This is a genomic window from Providencia rustigianii DSM 4541 (genome assembly GCF_000156395.1).
In the GTDB taxonomy this organism is placed as follows: Bacteria; Pseudomonadota; Gammaproteobacteria; order Enterobacterales; family Enterobacteriaceae; genus Providencia; species Providencia rustigianii.
Window position 1 is genome coordinate 847,858 of record NZ_GG703818.1, and the last position, 15,180, is coordinate 863,037.

Below are 15,180 nucleotides of genomic sequence, written 5' to 3' on the forward strand. Positions count from 1 at the left end.
TTCTTTTGCCAAAGGGGTTGATTTTGAATTTTTATGAATATAAATTGAATATTAATTCAATCATAAAAGGCTATTATTCATGAACCCCCTACATGGTAAGCATTTTTTAAGACTACTCGATTTCAGCTCTAACGAAATTCATTCATTATTAAAACTCTCCGCTTGGTTGAAAGCCGCCAAAAAATCCGGCATTGAGCCACCTTTGCTTGCTGGAAAGAATTTTGCACTGATTTTTGAGAAAGATTCCACACGGACACGCTGTGCTTTTGAAGTTGGCGCATTCGACCAAGGTGCGAAAGTCACTTATCTCGGTCCTTCTGGTAGCCAGATTGGGCACAAAGAAACCATGAAAGACACCGCCAGAGTGCTAGGACGGATGTACGATGGCGTGCAGTATCGGGGATATGCGCAAAGTACCGTAGAAACTTTAGCCGAGCATGCGGGAGTGCCTGTCTGGAATGGATTAACCAACGAATTCCATCCCACACAGTTATTAGCCGACTTGCTTACCATTAAAGAACACAAGCCGAATACCCCGCTATCCCAAATCAAATTCGCCTATTTAGGGGATGCTCGCAATAACATGGGCAATTCCATGTTGGAAGCTGCTGCATTAACGGGAATGGATTTACGCTTAGTGGCACCTAAAAGCTGTTGGCCTGAAGCGGAGTTAGTCGAACAATGCCAAAAGTTAGCGCAAAGTATCGGTGGAAAAATTACGCTAACGGAAGATGTGGCTGAGGGTGTTAAAGATGCTGACTTTATCTATACCGATGTGTGGGTGTCGATGGGGGAGCCAAAAGAGGTTTGGGCACAACGGATTGAATTACTGAAACCTTATCAAGTGAATATGGATGTCATCAAATTGACGGGTAATCCCGATGTAAAATTCTTACATTGCTTACCGGCATTTCATAATGAAGACACCACATTAGGCGCACAGTTAGCGAAAGAGTTTAATTTATATGGCGGTTTGGAAGTGACGGAAGAGGTTTTTGAATCCCCTTACAGCATCGTTTTTGACCAAGCCGAAAACCGCCTGCATACGATAAAAGCCGTGATGGTGGCGACATTAGCCCCTGAATTGCCGGTGGGTAACTTTTAAACAGACGATGAAAATATTGCTGATGGCTTCGTCCTGACATGTCCTCGTCGCCATCATGCTATTTTTCTTAATAAACAGTGCCCCGAGGCACCAAGAACCAATCAAGATTTACAGTCGGATGATAAAAAATAAAATAGGAGTAATTTTCTCTTAGTGGATATGAGAATCAAATCGTTAATTTCATATAATTCAGCATAACGCTGACAAAAAGCATGCGGCAACACTCAATAAATGTTAGCTTAACTAAAATTTATGAATTTAGTATTAGTTAATTATTTTATGGAGTAGAAATCGCATGGATCAGCCCTCTAAATCCGAAGGATGCAGTTTTTGTCAGCGTCGAGGATTACCAATCTTACCTGTCCGACCTGCCATTATGTCGCAACAAGATGTTCTCCCTGTTATGCCCAAGCATATTCAGACACCCGCTCTTGCTCAAGGTGAAACCGCTTACACATTAAGGTTATTACGCTCAGGGTATCTCAATATTTGGGATGAAAGGGGAAATTCATGGATTAACTATTTTGTCACCGAGAATGGATTTTATTATCCCTTACCAGAAAATGGCGAAGTACCGGAAATGATACAAAATGGGACAATCAAGCCTTGTATCACTGAGCCACTAGAATTAGCTCGAGCTTCATTAGTGACATTACCCGTATTTCCCCCACCAATGAAAAATGGATTGTTTTGGTTCTCTTGGTCTGAAGTTGAATGGACTGAAGCAGTGCGCAAGAAACATGAAGATAAAGCCTATCGTGAACGGTATATGCAGTGTTTCGATTTAGATAAATGGCTAATGAACGGACAGGAAAAACAATCGTTATCCATTGATTTACTTCAGGACACCGTAGCGGAATACAGCTATCAAGCACACAGTAATGCGATTAAAGACTGGTCGCCTGCACTATGGGAAAGCATGCACGCGATAAAGGGATTATCCTTAAAGCAAGCCGCAAACCATTTAATGGCAGGAAAAGGAGCTATTGTCGCATTGTATGATCCCCCCGCAGTGGTACAAGATTTAGCGGCGCTAATGAATTACCGCCTTGAGCACAATTTCGAAAGACATCCAAAATATGAACGTGGATTAGCACTTTCAGCCTCTTTATCGATGATGAAAGATGCAATGTGTAGCCAATATGAGCGGAATAGAGTCAGTGAAGGCATTCGATTTGAAAAAGAAGCTAGAGAAGGACTTGCCGTTAAGAATGGCGTAATGTTGCCATCATTGGCAGCGACTCAAGCAGATACGATACATAATGTTGTCAACCAATCACTAAAAACCCAAGTTGAACAGTATTGGGCTAAGTATGAAAAATATATTGATAGAGAAAAACAAGCTGCCTTTTTAGAAGATTACAATAAAGCGCTATCAACATACGACCAAGCTGTCCTTACCCCTATGGTAACCCTATATTTGACTTACTTTACGGGTCAAAGCTTACTTGATTATTTCGACCATAATTTTGATCAGCAAAATATCCAGAGTGGAATGTTATTTACACAATCTATTTTAGATTGCATTGAAGGAATGCAAGATAAAATAGCAGTTAAACGTACTTTTCAAGAGCAATTCATCGATTCAAAAATATCCGAACAAAATTTGCTCTTACGAGCGGCACTTTTCAACCAACAGAGTTGGATTAAGTGCGTTTATGATGCTGCATCTTCTGGGCGTGCTTATGATGACCTCCCATGGGATAAAGTTTGGGATGGATTTAAAGATATCAGTAACCATTATCTATTCCAGATCCAACTAGTTTCAGAAAAATTCTTCAATGCATTAAGCAGCCAATTACTTTCTGTTTTGAATAAAGCAGTAAATAAGGCTCCCCTGCCAATATTAATTGCAATATCGGCAATGAATGGCAAAAAACTCGTTCCTATCAATTATATTGGTGAGCGCAAGCATTTCCTCACAAATGCAGTAGAACAAATGGCATCCATGACTGACTTAGATAATAAAGCCTCTCATTCACGCCTCCGGCATTATTTAGAAATTGAAGAGCGCCGCGAACGAATCACCGGATTACAATTTGAAGGAAAACAAGAAGGTCGTTTTTTCGCAGCCATTGATATTAAAGAAGCCGAGCTATCAAAAAGTACACCGCCTCTTGAGCGCCCTCAGGTTGCGGTCAAGGCATTTCGCTCCGCAGAAAACGTCAAAAATATTGCATTTCCCAAAGAATGGAGAACAAAGTTAGCGCTAGCAAAAGGAAAAACAATCAATAAGTTAGCTAATGATACGGCTCAATCACTTCCTTTTGCGGGATGCATGTTTTCTGTGACGCTACAAGTTCACGTGTTATGGACAACCACGCAAGATGCAATGAAAGGGCAAGTGAACAATACTGAGGCGGTGACTAAATTTATTGCGAATATTATTTCAGCTGGAGGCGCGCTGTTAGATGCAGCTGAGAGAGTTATTTTTAAATTTCGAACATTACGAATCAGTGCTCGGATACGATTTAATTATGGGGCGGTTCGGCTAAACAACATAAAGAATTCTCTTAAAAGCGCAATACGGTTCTGTGCCTGGTTTGGTGCAGTCGCCATTGCGTGGGATTTTTATCATGCATATGATGAAATATTTAATAAAAATAATTATATGCTTGGTGCCGCTTATACATTATCAGTGATTGGAGGAGGCGCATTGTTTGCAGCCTCCTTGTCGCCCGCAGTCTTAGCTTTTTTGGGACCGATTGGTTTACTTCTTGCGATTATCTTAGTATTTGGGGCAGCAGTTTTTATTGCTGCCTATAGTAAAGATGATATTCAAAAATGGTTATCATCGTGTCTTTGGCGAAAAATTCCTGATGATGTACGAAACCAAGGAAAAAACCCGGTTATCTGGATGGATCGGCAGATGGAAATGAGTGAATTAAGTAAGATTATTGGCTACACCGAGGATGATGCGTAATGGCAAAAAAAAATCGCGTAGGTGTATTAAGCCCATTTACGATTAACCGACCTTTAAATCGACGGGAAAAGCAACATCATTATCACCAAGGGCGAGTCAAAAAACACGGCGGCGAGGCTGCTGTACTGAATTTCGATACCGTCATCACCATGAATTCAACTTATCTGGAAGTGGTGGATAATGATTATGAAAAAATCGGGCAAGCCTCATCTTTGTTAATGGTATTTGTTATTATGATTATAACTTTTCTGACAGCTGGAATAATAGCTGCTGTTAGTGACTATGAATTATTAGTACCGTTTTTTGTCGTTAGTATCATATTCATACCTATATTAATTTTTCTTAGCAAAGTTATTCTACTCGAGTGGTTTCGTAAAACCCATTATCCCGTGCGCTTTAACCGTCAGAAACAGTTGGTTCATGTCTATCAAACCAACAATCAAATCCTCACCCTTCCATGGAAAGATATCTATTTCACCACCTATGAGTGGCGAAATAATGTCAATTTAGTGGGGCATATACTCGATAAGGATGGCGAAACCGTACTGAATACGTTTGGGTTTGGCTACTGGGGAGATAAAGTAGAACTGGACCACTATTGGGAGTTTATTCGCTGTTATATGGAAGAGGATTGTCTTGAAGAGCTCGCGGATACGGTGACGCTATGCCCGCCTATTGCGGATAAAAAAGAGAGCTATATTTTTGGCTTACAGTACATCATAAAAATGGAGTCCCGCCTATCGTGGATATTTTTCCTTTTTATGTTGCCTATCTATTTTATGGAAAGCCTTGCTCGATTTATTGCCATGCAAACCAGTAAAATTCCTCAATGGTCACAAGAGGTGCTAGATGATTGCATTGTTAGCCCAAATGACCCCATACAGGTGGATGCTAGAATTAATCCACCACATTTATGGCGCTATATCTTCGCCAATGATCCTTTAGAGGTTTATCAAGCCCGCTATGATAAACAACAATCGGCGAACCAGCGTATTAAGCTTAAATTAGAAAAGCATAAAATAGACTAAATCAAAAATTTTCATTTTCCTTATAGCAAACGCTTGCGTCATAGCGTAACACGCGTATAATGCGCCACAATTTGCCGGGAGAAACCATGAACGCTGCTGCTCTATTTTTGACAGAGAACACCTCCACTGCACTGCCTTCTGGTGGTCTGGACAGCCTGTTTTTTCCCTCCCTATTCTTAAGAAAGCCCCTCATTGAGGGGCTTTTTTTTGGCCTACCAACTAGCAAGTCTTGCTGACACAGGAGAACCACGATGCCGAATCCTTTATATCACCGCGACATAATCTCAATTAACGATTTAGACCGCACCGATCTTGAGTTAGTCCTTAACGTCGCTGCTTCATTAAAAAAGCAGCCACAGCCTGAGTTTCTCAAACATAAAGTTATCGCCAGCTGTTTCTTTGAGGCATCAACCCGTACGCGCCTCTCTTTCGAAACTGCCATTCATCGTTTAGGCGCTTCGGTGGTGGGTTTTTCAGATAGTGCCAATACCTCGCTGGGCAAAAAAGGGGAAACCCTCGCAGATACCATTTCGGTTATCAGCCAATATGTGGATGCGATTGTGATGCGCCACCCACAAGAAGGCGCCGCTCGTTTAGCCAGCCAGTTCTCAGGTTCGGTACCAATTATCAATGCTGGCGATGGCTCGAATCAGCATCCAACGCAAACTCTACTCGATCTTTTCACCATCCAAGAAACCCAAGGCCGCTTAGAAAATCTGAAAATTGCCATGGTCGGTGACCTGAAATATGGCAGAACTGTTCACTCGCTGACTCAAGCATTGTCCAAGTTTGAAGGAAATCACTTCTACTTTATCTCGCCTGAAGTTCTGTCGATGCCGGCGCATATCCTGAATATCCTAGAAGAAAAAGGCGTGACATACAGTACCCATAGCAATGTTGACGATGTCATTCCTGAAGTCGACATCCTATATATGACTCGCGTCCAAAAAGAGCGCCTTGACCCATCCGAGTACGCCAACGTCAAAGCCCAATTTATTTTACGCGCCCAAGATTTACACAGTGCGAAAGATAACTTAAAGGTTCTGCACCCGCTGCCACGTATCGATGAAATCACTGTTGATGTGGATAGCACGCCATACGCTTACTATTTCCAGCAAGCAGGTAACGGGATTTACGCGCGCCAAGCGCTGCTGTCTCTGGTCTTAAATAAAGAATTAGCAATCTGAGGAGAACACCATGACACACGATCATAAACTACAAGTTGAAGCCATTCGTTGCGGCACTGTCATCGACCATATCCCTGCTCAGGTTGGATTCAAACTGCTGAAACTCTTTAAACTAACAAAAACCGATGAGCGCATTACTATTGGGTTAAACCTGCCATCTAGCAACATGGGCAAGAAAGACATTATCAAAATTGAAAATACCTTTTTAACCCCTGAACAAGCTAACCAGCTAGCGATGTATGCCCCAGAAGCAACCGTTAATCGTATTGAAAATTATCAAGTGGTGGAAAAATTAGACCTCAAACTGCCTGAACAAATTGATAATGTGCTGGTGTGCCCAAACAGCAACTGCATCAGTCATAATGAGCCCGTTGCCAGCAGCTTTCGTATAAAAAAACGTGAAAATAATGTGGCATTAGCCTGTAAATTCTGTGAGAAAGAGTTCGATAGAGACGCCGTGATCAATAATCAGTAGACTATTTAAGCGTAGACTGCGTCTTTATATGGATGTCGTTCCGAGTCTATAATAGCGTCTAATCCACCTTTTTTACGTGATAAACGGAGAAATTATGTCATACGAAATCAACACCGAAAATGCACCAGCAGCTATTGGTCCTTATGTTCAAGGCGTCGATTTAGGCAGCATGGTGATGACCTCTGGTCAAATTCCTGTTGATCCAAAAACTGGGAATGTGCCAGAAGATATCGCGGCACAGACTCGTCAGTCACTGGCAAACGTAAAAGCGATTTTAGAAAAAGCAGGTCTGGGCGTTGCTAATATCGTAAAAACGACCGTTTTTGTGAAAGATTTAAATGACTTCGCTACCGTCAACGCAACTTATGAAGAGTTCTTCAAGCAACACAATGCACCATTCCCAGCGCGTTCTTGTGTTGAAGTCGCTCGCCTACCAAAAGATGTAAAAATTGAAATCGAAGCTATTGCGGTACGTAAATAGTTATCGCCTTTTTATCATCTCTTAAATAACTCCCCTCTGATGCCTATCAGATCAAAGGGGAGTTTTTTTATTTTCTCTCATTTTCTCCGCCTATTTTTTCTTTCTTCTCTGCCCATTTGAAATTCATACAAATTATTTTTTTCCTTGTTTTAAATCAAACTATCGTCAGCTAAAAAAAGGCAATATCCTACATATTGTGCTTTAATTACATCGTTAGGCACTATATATAGTAAAAATTCACATTTCCTTCACAGGTTTGCCCCATACTGAATAACGATAATGGATATTATCCTCGGTCCTGTGAGGGATTTAACAAGGAGTAAGACAGTGAAAACGGTGGTTATAAAAAGAGATGGTTGCCAGGTCAACTTTGATCTCCCGCGCATTCAAGAAGCTGTACGACGCGCTGCGGCAGCTGTAGATGTTAAAGATGATGATTATTGTCATCACGTTGCCACGACCGTCGCCGAGCAACTTTGTTGTCGTGAAACCGTCGATATCGCCGAAATTCAAGATGCTGTCGAAGATCAGCTCATGTCAGGTCCGTATAAAGATCTCGCTCGGGCTTACATTGAATACCGCCATGATAGAGACAGTGAGCGTGAAAAACGCAGTAAGCTCACCCATGATATCCGTGGTCTCATTGAGCAAAGTAATCTATCCCTACTCAATGAAAATGCCAATAAAGACAGCAAAGTGATCCCAACTCAGCGTGACTTACTCGCTGGGATCGTTGCCAAGCATTATGCTAAACAGCATATTTTGCCGCGTGATGTGGTACTTGCCCATGAACGTGGTGAAATTCACTATCATGATCTCGACTATGCGCCATTTTTCCCAATGTTTAACTGTATGCTGATTGATCTTGATGGCATGTTAACCAATGGCTTTAAAATGGGAAATGCAGAAATTGAACGTCCAAAATCAATTTCTACCGCAACGGCTGTCACCGCACAAATTATCGCACAAGTGGCGAGCCATATTTATGGCGGTACCACCATCAACCGTATTGATGAAATTTTGGCACCTTATGTTGCTATCAGCTATGAAAAACACCTAAAAGTCGCTAAAGAGTGGGGAATTTCTGATGCTGAAGCTTATGCGAAAAATCGCACGGAAAAAGAGTGCTACGATGCATTCCAATCCCTAGAGTATGAGGTCAATACGCTGCATACCGCCAATGGGCAAACCCCATTTGTCACCTTTGGATTCGGTCTAGGTACCTCGAAAGAAGCGCGTATGATCCAAGAATCCATTTTAAAAAATCGTATTGCAGGCTTGGGTAAAAATCGCAAAACTGCCGTTTTCCCTAAACTGGTTTTCGCTATCAAAGATGGATTAAATCATAAGCCTACAGATCCTAATTACGATATCAAACAGTTAGCTTTAGAGTGCGCCAGCAAACGCATGTATCCTGATATCCTTAACTATGATCGTGTGGTTGATGTCACCGGTTCATTTAAAACCCCAATGGGCTGCCGCAGTTTCTTGGGCGTTTATGAAGAAGATGGCAAACAGATCCACGATGGTCGTAACAACCTTGGGGTTATCAGCCTGAACTTGCCGCGTATTGCCATTGAAGCTCAAGGTAATGAAGACGCATTCTGGGCCCTACTCGATGAACGTTTAGCTATCGCGAAAAAAGCCTTAATGACGCGAATTGCCCGCTTAGAAAACGTTAAAGCACGCGTTGCCCCCATTCTGTATATGGAAGGCGCCTGTGGCGTTCGCTTAAAAGCAGATGACAGTGTGGCGGAGATTTTCAAAAATGGCCGAGCTTCAATCTCTTTAGGTTACATTGGGTTACATGAAACCATTAATGCTCTGTTTGGCACAGAAACTCATGTTTATGATAATGAGCAGCTACGCGAAAAAGCCGTCGCCATTGTGAATCGTCTGCGCCAAGCCACCGATGAGTGGAAAGCACAAACCGGTTACGGTTTCAGCCTCTACAGTACGCCAAGTGAAAATCTCTGTGACCGTTTTTGTCGTTTAGATACTGCGGAATTCGGTGTTATCGAAGGGGTAACCGATAAAGGTTATTACACCAATAGCTTCCATTTAGATGTGGAAAAACAGGTCAATCCTTACGATAAAATTGATTTTGAGCAGCCATACCCCGCTATCGCTAGCGGTGGCTTTATCTGCTACGGAGAGTATCCAAACTTACAGCATAATATCAAAGCGCTCGAAGATGTTTGGGATTATAGCTATCAACATGTGCCCTATTATGGCACCAATACTCCGATTGATGAGTGTTATGACTGTGGATTCTCAGGGGAATTTTCCTGTACCAGTAAAGGCTTTACTTGCCCAGCTTGTGGTAATCACGATACCAACCGCGTTTCAGTGATCCGCCGGGTTTGTGGCTATTTAGGTAGCCCAGATGCTCGACCGTTTAATGCCGGAAAGCAAGAAGAAGTGAAGCGACGAGTTAAGCACTTGGGTAATGGTCAACTAGGCTAATACTATGAATTATCATCAATATTATCCTGTAGATGTGGTGAATGGACCCGGTACTCGCTGCACACTGTTTGTTGCGGGCTGTGTCCACCAATGCCGCGGATGCTATAACCAAAGTACGTGGCGAGTGGATTCAGGGGTTCCGTTTACCCAAGAGATGGAAGATAAAATTATCCAAGATTTGCAGGATACGCGTATTCGTCGCCAAGGGCTTTCGCTCTCTGGCGGTGATCCACTCCATCCCGCGAATCTGCCAGCGATATTAAAGTTAGTGAAGCGAGTGAAAGCGGTCTGCCCAGATAAGGATATCTGGCTGTGGACTGGCTATACCTTCAATGAACTTTCTCTGGAACAACAAAAAGTGGTCAGTTTGATTAATACCCTGATTGATGGAAAATTTGAGCAAGACCTGTATGACCCTGCGCTGTTATGGCGTGGGAGTTCGAATCAGGTGATCCACAAACTGCGCTAGGCTTTCCGAGACCAATGTAATTTGGAACCAAAACCTAATGTATTATCCACCATTTTGATTGTCTGTAACTGGAGCTGCCACATTGGCAGCTTCGCCTCTGATGCCACAGGAAAACGTTGGCAATAAAACGCCCTCATCGCAGAATCTTCGCTCCCTTCAAGCTGACTAATTTCACCGATAAATTGAATACCTTGAATCTTACTGACTTGCTTAGTTTGCGCAGTGATAGTCCCTGCAACGTGAGGATTTGCCAGCATTAGCTGACCATGTTGAGAGTCTGGGGAGGTCATCAAGATCAAACGCATATTTGGGCGATCAAAAGCATAGTAACAGCTGGCAGACCACATATCGTTTTGATGGGAGGTAAAAAGGGAAAAAACGTGTTGGCGAGCAATATAGCGCCGAATATGTTGTAGCGTATTTTCTGATGTCATCGCGAATGTCCTGTTAGACCGTTCAGAACACGCTCATCAAGATGGCTGAGCGTGCTTAAGCTGTTCTGAACGTTATCTGTACTTAGTTCGCACTACTATACGCTAAATCTTTCTAGCATTTCCCTGAATAATTAGATTTTTAATCTCATAAATTCAAGGCTTTTACTCTAATCATTGTGATTTTTTACTCTAAATAATTCGAGTTGCAGCTAGGCGGCAAGCGAACGAGTCACTAGGAGCATACACTAGTATGTGACTAGTGGGAGTGAACGCAGCCAACAACGCTGCGGCTCGAAGTATGACGAGTAAAATTATTTATAGATGGCTGCTGTACCTTGCATCTCATTCTCACCACTCGCGGCGATTACGCGGAAAGATTTCGCGCCAGCTTCATCAGCTTTTTTGGCTAATTGTGCAGTCAAGTCACTCACACCAGCAGCACCATTTACAGTCACATAACCCGCAGCTTGACCATCAGCTTGTTTAACTTCTTCAGCAGCCATTGTTCCAAATGAAACGGCACTTAAAGCTAAAACAGCAGCAAATAATGTTGATTTATTCATGGTTAACTTCCTCATTGTATGTTTAAACATTAACAGGGGTTTTTCATGTTTCCCTGTGATGTGGGTCATACTATGCGCTTTAATCTCAGATGAAAATTAGCTAATTTTGCTATAGTCATTCAATTTATTTGAACAATAAGATAGGTTGAGGTTACAAATTTGTGACTGTTTTATATCAATTTTTATTTATAATTTAATGTGTTATAAACTTTCTTATCCACGAGAATATTCGTTGCTATAAAATATTTTTCCTTACAAATCAGCACAGAAAGACAAATTTATCCCTAAGAAAAAACGATGGAACAGCACAATTGGTATCTTTATTTGATTCGACAAAGCAATAATGCATTGTATTGCGGAATTTCTACGGATGTTCAACGCCGATTTTTAGAGCATGAACAGGGGAAAGGTGCAAAATCATTGAAAGGAAAAGGACCTTTGGAGTTAGTTTTTCACTGTTTGATAGGAACTCGCTCAGAAGCATCCAAGCTAGAGTATCGAGTTAAACAGCTGAATAAAAAGGCAAAAGAAAGGCTGGTCATTGACCAGCCTAGTGAACTATTTAAGTACTTAGAAACTTATACGTTATCAAAATGCGATGAATAAGCCACTTCACCTTTATGCTCGTTGATCGCGCCATTTTCTAATCCACAGACTAAAAAATGCTTTTGTAACGTCGGCCACTGGCAACTTAAACCATGATTTGTAGCAGGTTCAAAACCAAAACGGCTGTAATAGCCTTCATCACCTAATACAACAACAGCGCCATAACCAAATTCATTCAGGCTATCTAAACCTTCATAAACTAATTTTTCGGCAATACCTTGGCTTTGGTACTCTTTTTTAACTGCTAATGGCGCTAGACCCACCCATTGGACATCTTCACCGTTAACATCCACCGGCGTAAACCCAACATAGCCGATCACTTCGCCGTCATCGTTAGTGGCGACAACACCCAGCGTTAATAAACCATCTTCACGTAGATGCTGCACTAAATCCGCTTCCCCTTCAGTCGGGAAAGTTTCACGTAATAGTCGGTCGATCCCCATGGCATCGACTGGAATTTCAACGCGTATTAGCATGATGTTAACGCAGACGTTTTGTGTTCTGCGTCCTCATTGTCTTGGACGTTTTTAATTACCTCAGCCAATTGCATCAAGGCAAAACGAAGAGGCGCTGGCATATTTTCTAATTCAAACGCATCCATTAGGTTTTTCACATAGAGACCTAATTCAGTGTCCCCTTCGATCACTAACCGACGTTGGAAGAACAACGTATCTGGGTCTTCTTTGCGGGCCGCAATCAAAATTAAGTCATTCGCATTAGCGCTGACGCTCACATCCGGCTCAGCATGTTTTTGTACCACCAGCTGACCTTCTTGTAAGCTGATAAACCAAACGAGCTCAAGATCGTTGATTTCAACTTTTAACCATTTTGATTCTAGAAAGTCGAGTTCACCCTCTTTGACTGATTCACGAAACTGCCAGCTTAATAGCTGTTCGAGTACTTGACGCTGTACGACAAATGGGGTCACTTTCAAAGGAAACTTCAGTAATGAAGGGCCTTGAGTGATAAGCTGAGAACGAATTTTACCAAACACTGTGCTGACTCCCGTATCAATTATCTGTCCGTTTCGCGTAGCTACCCGTTAAGTAGCGGCTCGGGGCAAGTTTCATACCCATTATTTGAATTACGATGGGTAGTATTGATGTATCGATCCAAAGATATACAGAGATATATCTCGATTATTGAATATATGGACGTATATTGCCAAAAAATAGTTCGATTGGACTGATCCTATATCAATTTTTATCCAACACGCTAATCTTTATTTCCAATAATTGTCACACTTTAATAATAGTCACGAAATAGTCATCTCGCGTCCCCCAAAACCTGCTTACTCTGCGCTAAATCAAAACACCCCCTAACGACGTTGTCTAGAATGACCAACTGTTAAATTTTATACAGAGATAACGTTAATGGAATTACTCTGCCCTGCGGGGAATTTACCTGCGTTAAAGGCTGCGGTGGATAACGGCGCCGATGCGGTGTATATCGGTCTCAAAAATGACACTAACGCACGTCATTTTGCAGGATTGAATTTCACGGAAAAAAATCTGCATGAAGCTGAGCGGTATATCCATCAGCGTAAACGCAAATTGCATATTGCAATTAATACATTTGCGCATCCAAATGGTTTTCAACGTTGGCAAAATTCCGTCGATCTAGCGGCAGATTTAGGGGCTGATGCACTGATCCTCGCCGATATTGCGATGTTAGAGTATGCCGCCAATAAATACCCTCACATTGAAAGGCATGTTTCTGTGCAAGCTTCTGCCACCAATACCGAAGCTATTCGTTTTTATGAACGTAACTTTCAAGTACATCGCGTGGTTTTGCCCCGTGTATTGTCAATTCATCAAGTTAAACAGCTCGCGAAAACCAGCCCTGTTCCATTGGAGGTCTTCGCTTTTGGTAGCTTGTGCATTATGGCTGAAGGACGATGTTATCTGTCATCGTACTTAACGGGAGAGTCACCAAATACCGTAGGCGCTTGTTCTCCAGCTCGTTTTGTACGTTGGCAACACACTGAAAATGGTATGGAATCCCGCCTGAATGATGTCCTAATTGATACCTATAAAAAGAATGAAAATGCAGGATATCCGACATTATGTAAAGGGCGCTATTTGGTGGATGAACAGAAATACCATGTCCTTGAAGAGCCCACCAGCCTCAATACAATTGAATTACTGCCGGAGTTAATGAGTGCGAATATTGCCTCAGTAAAAATTGAAGGTCGCCAACGTAGCCCTGCCTATGTCACTCAAGTGACCAAAATTTGGCGACAAGCTATTAACCGTTATAAGGCAAATCCAGAAGGCTTTGTGACCGACCCTCGATGGCTAAAAGCACTTGGCGATTTATCCGAAGGCAGCCAGACCACCCTCGGCGCATATCATCGCAAGTGGCAGTAATTTAAGGTTAACTATTATGAAATATGCATTAGGCTCCGTGCTCTATTACTGGGACACGGAGAGCTTACAAGATTTTTATCAACGTGCCGCTAGTAGCCAAGCCGATATAATCTATCTCGGAGAAACCGTGTGCAGTAAGCGCCGAGAAATGAAGCCCAACGATTGGATTGATGCAGCTCGCCAATTAGCCGGAAGTGGAAAACAGATCGTTCTCAGCACGCTGGCACTTTTACAAGCGCCCTCTGAACTGAAAGAGATCAGTAAATTAGTCGACAACGGGGATTTTTTAATTGAAGCCCACGATTTTGGGGTAATCAATATGTTAGTTGAGCGTAAGCTCCCCTTTGTGGCAGGACACGGGCTAAACTGCTATAACGCACCATCCCTGAATATTTTGTTGCGCCAAGGTATGATCCGCTGGTGTATGCCCGTTGAGTTATCCCGTGATTGGCTGGCCAATCTGTTGAATCAGTGTGATGAGCTCGGTATCCGTGAGAAATTTGAAGTGGAAGTATTCAGTTACGGTCATCTGCCTCTTGCTTATTCCGCGCGCTGTTTTACCGCCCGTTCTGAAAACCGCCAAAAAGATGAGTGTGAAACCTGCTGCATTAATTATCCTCAAGGGCGCAAAGTGCTTTCTCAAGAACATCAGCAAGTCTTCACGCTGAATGGTATTCAAACGCTGAGTGGCTACTGCTATAACCTAGGGAATGATTTGTCTTCAATGCAAGACTTAGTGGATATCGTGCGTATTTCCCCAGAAAGCCTCGACTCCCTCGATGTGATTTCCCAATTTAAAGCCAATGAGCTAGGACAAGCTCCCCTGCATATCCCCGACCAAAGCTGTAATGGCTACTGGCGTAATATTGCGGGATTGACGCTGGAAAATTAAGGGTTATCAATAAAGGTTCTGAATAGAGCCTTTATCGTTAAATTTTCAATATAGCTCCCTATATTGGTCACTACATCACCTTATCTAAAAACCACGATTTTATTCACCTCGCAACGCTCTCCCAATATTTAACTAACCTAGTTTTACGTAATTATTTGTGATTAGTCCTATTAATTAAGTTA

General features: G+C 42.3%; 15 protein-coding genes. 11 read left to right on the forward strand and 4 right to left on the reverse strand.

All coding sequences use genetic code 11. The features are described from left to right. The first annotated feature begins 79 nt into the window (after positions 1-79). The 8 genes from argF to nrdG all read left to right on the forward strand — a co-directional run bounded on the left by argF (position 80) and on the right by nrdG (position 10,134). Positions 80-1,105, forward strand: a complete 1,026-nt coding sequence (gene argF, locus PROVRUST_RS08975; RefSeq protein WP_006814469.1) for an ornithine carbamoyltransferase — start codon at positions 80-82, stop codon at positions 1,103-1,105. 295 nt (positions 1,106-1,400) lie between these two features. After that, positions 1,401-4,028 carry a T6SS effector BTH_I2691 family protein gene (locus tag PROVRUST_RS08980; protein ID WP_039854837.1) on the forward strand — a complete coding sequence of 876 codons (2,628 nt, stop codon included), beginning with the start codon at positions 1,401-1,403 and terminating at the stop codon, positions 4,026-4,028. Continuing rightward, positions 4,028-5,056: a DUF6708 domain-containing protein gene (locus PROVRUST_RS19000; RefSeq protein ID WP_006814472.1), complete on the forward strand. Its 1,029-nt coding sequence runs from the start codon at positions 4,028-4,030 to the stop codon at positions 5,054-5,056. The genes PROVRUST_RS08980 and PROVRUST_RS19000 overlap by 1 nt, the downstream gene beginning before the upstream one ends. A gap of 251 nt (positions 5,057-5,307) precedes the next feature. Further along, on the forward strand, positions 5,308-6,243 hold the full coding sequence (pyrB, locus tag PROVRUST_RS08995; protein WP_006814474.1) for an aspartate carbamoyltransferase: 936 nt from the start codon (positions 5,308-5,310) through the stop codon (positions 6,241-6,243). Positions 6,244-6,253: 10 nt separating this feature from the next. Further along, positions 6,254-6,718, forward strand: coding sequence for an aspartate carbamoyltransferase regulatory subunit (pyrI, locus tag PROVRUST_RS09000; RefSeq protein WP_006814475.1), 465 nt, complete (start codon positions 6,254-6,256; stop codon positions 6,716-6,718). A 94-nt stretch (positions 6,719-6,812) separates the two neighbouring features. Then, entirely contained in the window at positions 6,813-7,199 is a 387-nt protein-coding gene (gene ridA / locus PROVRUST_RS09005; RefSeq protein ID WP_006814476.1) for a 2-iminobutanoate/2-iminopropanoate deaminase, read from the forward strand. 327 nt (positions 7,200-7,526) lie between these two features. After that, entirely contained in the window at positions 7,527-9,665 is a 2,139-nt protein-coding gene (nrdD, locus tag PROVRUST_RS09010) for an anaerobic ribonucleoside-triphosphate reductase (RefSeq protein ID WP_039854840.1), read from the forward strand. 4 nt (positions 9,666-9,669) lie between these two features. After that, positions 9,670-10,134, forward strand: a complete 465-nt coding sequence (gene nrdG / locus PROVRUST_RS09015) for an anaerobic ribonucleoside-triphosphate reductase-activating protein (protein WP_006814478.1) — start codon at positions 9,670-9,672, stop codon at positions 10,132-10,134. On the opposite strand, the gene PROVRUST_RS09020 is transcribed toward nrdG, so the two are convergent. Together PROVRUST_RS09020 and PROVRUST_RS09025 are read right to left on the reverse strand one after the other, a co-directional pair. Further along, the gene (locus PROVRUST_RS09020) at positions 10,131-10,568 is read right to left on the reverse strand and encodes a YhbP family protein (RefSeq protein WP_039854841.1); all 438 of its coding nucleotides are present in this window, start codon (positions 10,566-10,568) and stop codon (positions 10,131-10,133) included. The genes nrdG and PROVRUST_RS09020 overlap by 4 nt on opposite strands. A 311-nt stretch (positions 10,569-10,879) precedes the next feature. After that, positions 10,880-11,131 carry a YdgH/BhsA/McbA family protein gene (locus tag PROVRUST_RS09025; RefSeq protein ID WP_039854843.1) on the reverse strand — a complete coding sequence of 84 codons (252 nt, stop codon included), beginning with the start codon at positions 11,129-11,131 and terminating at the stop codon, positions 10,880-10,882. A gap of 297 nt (positions 11,132-11,428) precedes the next feature. Here PROVRUST_RS09025 and PROVRUST_RS09030 point away from each other — a divergent pair, with 297 nt between their 5' ends. After that, the gene (locus tag PROVRUST_RS09030) at positions 11,429-11,737 is read left to right on the forward strand and encodes a GIY-YIG nuclease family protein (protein ID WP_006814482.1); all 309 of its coding nucleotides are present in this window, start codon (positions 11,429-11,431) and stop codon (positions 11,735-11,737) included. Here PROVRUST_RS09030 and PROVRUST_RS09035 read toward each other — a convergent pair. Continuing rightward, positions 11,710-12,213, reverse strand: coding sequence for a GNAT family N-acetyltransferase (locus PROVRUST_RS09035; RefSeq protein ID WP_006814483.1), 504 nt, complete (start codon positions 12,211-12,213; stop codon positions 11,710-11,712). The two genes, PROVRUST_RS09030 and PROVRUST_RS09035, sit on opposite strands and share 28 nt — an antisense overlap. After that, positions 12,207-12,731 (reverse strand): ubiquinone anaerobic biosynthesis accessory factor UbiT, encoded by a 525-nt coding sequence (gene ubiT / locus PROVRUST_RS09040; RefSeq protein WP_006814484.1) that lies wholly within the window; start codon positions 12,729-12,731, stop codon positions 12,207-12,209. The genes PROVRUST_RS09035 and ubiT overlap by 7 nt, the downstream gene beginning before the upstream one ends. 379 nt (positions 12,732-13,110) lie before the next feature. On the opposite strand from ubiT, the gene ubiU reads away from it, so the two are divergent. Both ubiU and PROVRUST_RS09050 read left to right on the forward strand, forming a co-directional pair. Further along, positions 13,111-14,106 carry a ubiquinone anaerobic biosynthesis protein UbiU gene (ubiU, locus tag PROVRUST_RS09045; RefSeq protein WP_006814485.1) on the forward strand — a complete coding sequence of 332 codons (996 nt, stop codon included), beginning with the start codon at positions 13,111-13,113 and terminating at the stop codon, positions 14,104-14,106. Between the two features lie 16 nt (positions 14,107-14,122). Further along, positions 14,123-14,998, forward strand: a complete 876-nt coding sequence (locus PROVRUST_RS09050; protein WP_006814486.1) for a U32 family peptidase — start codon at positions 14,123-14,125, stop codon at positions 14,996-14,998. Positions 14,999-15,180: the final 182 nt, after the last annotated feature.

Bases quoted from the DNA above. Each gene is read 5' to 3' on its own strand.
- pyrI (WP_006814475.1), top strand. From the start codon at position 6,254: ATGACACACGATCATAAACTACAAGTTGAAGCCATTCGTTGCGGCACT.
- PROVRUST_RS09020 (WP_039854841.1), bottom strand. From the start codon at position 10,568: ATGACATCAGAAAATACGCTACAACATATTCGGCGCTATATTGCTCGC.
- PROVRUST_RS09035 (WP_006814483.1), bottom strand. From the start codon at position 12,213: ATGCTAATACGCGTTGAAATTCCAGTCGATGCCATGGGGATCGACCGA.
- ubiU (WP_006814485.1), top strand. From the start codon at position 13,111: ATGGAATTACTCTGCCCTGCGGGGAATTTACCTGCGTTAAAGGCTGCG.
- PROVRUST_RS19000 (WP_006814472.1), top strand. From the start codon at position 4,028: ATGGCAAAAAAAAATCGCGTAGGTGTATTAAGCCCATTTACGATTAAC.
- ridA (WP_006814476.1), top strand. From the start codon at position 6,813: ATGTCATACGAAATCAACACCGAAAATGCACCAGCAGCTATTGGTCCT.
- nrdG (WP_006814478.1), top strand. From the start codon at position 9,670: ATGAATTATCATCAATATTATCCTGTAGATGTGGTGAATGGACCCGGT.
- PROVRUST_RS08980 (WP_039854837.1), top strand. From the start codon at position 1,401: ATGGATCAGCCCTCTAAATCCGAAGGATGCAGTTTTTGTCAGCGTCGA.
- argF (WP_006814469.1), top strand. From the start codon at position 80: ATGAACCCCCTACATGGTAAGCATTTTTTAAGACTACTCGATTTCAGC.
- PROVRUST_RS09025 (WP_039854843.1), bottom strand. From the start codon at position 11,131: ATGAATAAATCAACATTATTTGCTGCTGTTTTAGCTTTAAGTGCCGTT.
- pyrB (WP_006814474.1), top strand. From the start codon at position 5,308: ATGCCGAATCCTTTATATCACCGCGACATAATCTCAATTAACGATTTA.
- PROVRUST_RS09030 (WP_006814482.1), top strand. From the start codon at position 11,429: ATGGAACAGCACAATTGGTATCTTTATTTGATTCGACAAAGCAATAAT.
- PROVRUST_RS09050 (WP_006814486.1), top strand. From the start codon at position 14,123: ATGAAATATGCATTAGGCTCCGTGCTCTATTACTGGGACACGGAGAGC.